The following is a 2,626-nucleotide window of genomic DNA, read 5'->3' as shown; positions in this document are numbered from 1 at the left end:
TGTCTACGGTAGAATAAAAATACCCAAAATGATCAAAGTGATTTCCCCAAAATAATCGTGCAAAATTCCCCACTTTAATCGTGGGAAAAATGGACCGAATCTAGCGCCTGAGCTACCCTAATCGTAGTTGTAGATGAAGGGTGCGACGGATGGGGAGATGCTGAAGATGAGCCAGATCGAGACGATCAAGGAAATGCAGAGCAAGGGACTGGGGCCGAGCGCAATCGCCCAGCGTTTACAGATTGACCGGAAGACGGCGAGAAAGATCATGGCGTCGGATTCGTTTGAACAGCGGAAGCCGAAAGTGGCGGCCACGTTACCCTCGAAGCTGGATCGTTACAAGCCGATGATCCAAAGCTGGTTGGAAGAGGATCGGAAAAACCGGTACAAGCAGCGGCATACCGCACAACGGATTCACAACCGGCTGGTTGCGGAGGTCCCCGGTTACGACGCTTCCTATCCGCTCGTGCAGCGCTATGTGCGAAGTCTCCGTGAAGCCAGGCACCAGGAAGGAACGCTGGAGCTGGAGTGGCCGCCGGGTGAAGCGCAAGTGGACTTTGGCGAAGCGGACATCTACGATGCCGACGGCGAAAAGAAAAGCAGCAAGTTCCTGTGCGTCAGCTTCCCCTACAGCAACGCGGGTTACACGCAACTGTTCGGCGGCGAGACAGCCGAATGTGTGGCGCACGGGCTGCGGGATATTTTCCAGCGAATTGGCGGCGTGCCGGGGCGGCTCATCTTCGACAATGCCAGCGGCGTCGGGCGTCGCGTCAGCGAGAACGTCCAGATGGCAGAGCTGTTCCTGCGGTTCAAAGCGCATTATGGCTTCGAGATAACCTTTTGCAATCCCTATGCGGGTCACGAGAAAGGCAACGTCGAAAACAAGGTCGGGTACTTCCGGCGCAATCTGTTCGTGCCGCTGCCGAGTGTGACGGATGTGCAGGCGTTTAACGAAGAGCTGTTAAGACGCTGCGAAGCGGACTGGCAACGCGAGCACTACAAGAAGGGCGATTCGATCGCGCAGCTCTTTGAAGACGACCGCCAAGCATTGCTGTATCTCCCTCGTCATCCTTTCGCAGCCTGTCGCTATGCGCGCGTGAAGACGGACGGGTACGGCAAGTTCTCCCTCGACGGCAAGCACTTCTACTCGGCATCGCCGGAATGGGCCGGCCGCGAGATCACGGTACGGGTCGGTGCGCACACGATTGAACCTCTGCTTCCAAGCGGCGAGCCAATCACTGTCCATCATCGTCATTTCGGCAAGCAGCGGACGGATAGTGTGGATGTACGGACGACGCTCAGTCGCCTCCTGCAGAATCCCGGCGCTTGGCGCAACAGCCAATTGCGGAAGGCGCTGCCTGAGAAGCTGCGTGACGAATTGGACGGACAGGAACGCGCAGAACTGAAAGAAACGCTGGCGACGATGGAGCAATTGTCCGGGCGCTATGGATTTGAAACCGCACTTACAGCGATGGAGGAAGCGACAAGGCTTGGCCGGCTGACCAGCGCAAACAGCGTGGTGCTGGCCGCGCGGCTCTCCACCTTTGAGCCGGAAGAAAGTCCGCATGTGGATCTTCGCGTATATGATCGCATGCTGGAGACCGTAGGCGGTGCAGGGCGATGAGTGTCGTTCGGGAAAGAGAAGCGCTGCGTGCGGAAATCTCGGCCTATTGCAAGAAGCTGGTTCTCAGCCAGCGTGCCGTGCAGCTCTGTGAGATCGAGGCCACGCCGAAGCAGGAGGAATTTCTGCATCGCGTCCTCACCGAAGAAATGGAGAACCGGGAACGCAGTCGCCGCGCCCGGCTGCTTAGTCGCGCCGGATTTCCGGTGTACAAAACGCTGGAAGGCTACGAGCGTCATGGCGTGAAGCTGCCGAGTTCCTTGCAGTGGAGCGATCTGACGGAAGGCACGTTCATTGAGGCCCGGCGGAATCTGGTCTTGTATGGCCCCGTCGGAACGGGTAAGACGCATCTGGCGATTGCCGCGGGTCTGCGTGCCTGCGATCTGGGCATGACGGTGAAGTTCTACACGGTGGCAGAGCTTGTGATGCGACTGGGCGAAGCGAAGCGCGGCGGGACGCTGGAGCGTCTGTTTAGCGAGATCCAGCGAGCGCAACTGCTTATTCTGGACGAATGGGGCTACATTCCCGTCGATAAGGAAGGTGCGCAACTGCTGTTCCGCGTCATAGCCGACAGCTACGAGAGCCGCAGTCTGGTCATTACAACGAATCTGGAATTTTCCAAGTGGGGCTCTGTATTCACGGATGACCAGATGGCTGCAGCGATGATTGACCGCCTGGCGCATCATGGGCATTTGCTTGTGTTTGAAGGCGAGAGCTACCGGATGAAGCATGCGTTGATGAAAGAACGCTAGATGAGAGAGGGAACGCGTATGAACCTGCAAGCAGAGCAAAACGGGATCGCAGAAATGGAAGCCGCCATCGAACGATTGCGGGAAGAGATCCAGCGGCTTCAAGCTGAACGTGATGCCTTAGTGGATGGCAATTTAACGCTTTACCGTAAGCTGACCGAGCCTGATTTTTAGGCTCGGTTGGTGGAAAAATCCCCACGATTATGATGGGGAAAAATGCACGATTATTTGGGGGATTTTTGCTTGACGAAATACA

At 56.8% G+C, this 2,626-nt stretch carries 3 protein-coding genes; all 3 read left to right on the top strand.

The features are described from left to right. Positions 1–166 precede the first annotated feature (166 nt). Genes istA through EXY20_RS39415 form a run of 3 tightly spaced genes read left to right on the top strand, consistent with a single transcriptional unit; the run spans position 167 to position 2,544 of the window. The gene (gene istA / locus EXY20_RS38660; protein ID WP_235886407.1) at positions 167–1,624 is read left to right on the top strand and encodes an IS21 family transposase; all 1,458 of its coding nucleotides are present in this window, start codon (positions 167–169) and stop codon (positions 1,622–1,624) included. Continuing rightward, positions 1,621–2,373, top strand: coding sequence for an IS21-like element helper ATPase IstB (gene istB / locus EXY20_RS38655; protein ID WP_135557774.1), 753 nt, complete (start codon positions 1,621–1,623; stop codon positions 2,371–2,373). The genes istA and istB overlap by 4 nt, the downstream gene beginning before the upstream one ends. Before the next feature lie 18 nt (positions 2,374–2,391). Further along, positions 2,392–2,544, top strand: coding sequence for a hypothetical protein (locus EXY20_RS39415; RefSeq protein ID WP_167859817.1), 153 nt, complete (start codon positions 2,392–2,394; stop codon positions 2,542–2,544). Positions 2,545–2,626 lie beyond the last annotated feature (82 nt).

It is taken from the genome of Paenibacillus cymbidii, from assembly GCF_004764705.1.
GTDB classification, from domain to species: Bacteria; Bacillota; Bacilli; order Paenibacillales; family NBRC-103111; genus Paenibacillus_AN; species Paenibacillus_AN cymbidii.
The sequence above is the reverse complement of the archived record's forward strand: the minus strand, read 5'-3'. Positions and strand labels throughout refer to the sequence as shown.

What these genes read in the sequence shown, in the direction of transcription:
- istB (WP_135557774.1), top strand. Translation starts at nt 1,621, where the DNA reads ATGAGTGTCGTTCGGGAAAGAGAAGCGCTGCGTGCGGAAATCTCGGCC.
- istA (WP_235886407.1), top strand. Translation starts at nt 167, where the DNA reads ATGAGCCAGATCGAGACGATCAAGGAAATGCAGAGCAAGGGACTGGGG.
- EXY20_RS39415 (WP_167859817.1), top strand. Translation starts at nt 2,392, where the DNA reads ATGAACCTGCAAGCAGAGCAAAACGGGATCGCAGAAATGGAAGCCGCC.